The organism is Streptomyces apocyni (assembly GCF_009739465.1).
Taxonomy (GTDB): domain Bacteria; phylum Actinomycetota; class Actinomycetes; order Streptomycetales; family Streptomycetaceae; genus Streptomyces; species Streptomyces apocyni.
Map to the genome: position 1 here is coordinate 1 of NZ_WHOM01000013.1, position 760 is coordinate 760.

Here is a 760-nt window from a genome sequence, read left to right on the forward strand (position 1 = left end):
GGGATCGACGACAGCTTCTTCGCCCTGGGCGGACACTCCCTGCTGGCCACCCGACTGGTCAGCCGCGTCCGCACCGAACTCGGCGCGGAACTCCCCATCCGGGCACTGTTCGAAGCACCCACCGTCGCCGCCCTCGCCGACCGACTGTCCGGAGCACAGCGGGCACGCACGGCACTGGCCCGTGTCGAGCGGCCCGAGGTGGTGCCGCTGTCGTTCGCGCAGCGCCGCCTGTGGTTCCTCAACCGCTTCGAGGAGGCTGACGCCTCCTACAACATGCCGCTCCTGCTGCGGCTGACCGGCGACTTGGACCGGGATGCGCTGGAAGCGGCGCTGGGCGATGTCGTGGCCCGGCACGAGAGCCTGCGGACGGTCTTCCCCGAGGTGGAGGGGGCAGGAGCCGAGGAGGCGGGCAGGCAGGTCGTGTTGCCGGTCGGCGCGGACGGTGCGCGTCCGGTGCTTTCTGTGGTGTCCACCACCGAGGACGAGCTCCTTGCCGCCGCGCAGACGGCGGCGGGCGGGGCGTTCGACCTCACGGTCGAGGTGCCGTTGCGGGCGTGGTTGTTTTCGGTGGCCGGGGACGAGCATGTGCTGTTGCTGGTGTTGCACCACATCGCGGGTGACGGCTGGTCGATGGGCCCGCTCTCCCGTGACCTGGCGGCGGCGTACACCGCTCGTTGTGACGGTACGGAGCCGCAGTGGTCACCGCTGCCGGTGCAGTACGCCGACTACACCCTGTGGCAGCGCGATGTCCTGGGCACTG

At 70.8% G+C, this 760-nt stretch carries 1 protein-coding gene; it reads left to right on the forward strand.

Features of this window, described 5'->3' with window-relative positions:
• Window positions 1–760, forward strand: a 760-nt coding sequence (locus GCN81_RS00045; RefSeq protein WP_231626279.1) for a condensation domain-containing protein, incomplete at both ends; no start/stop codon positions are given.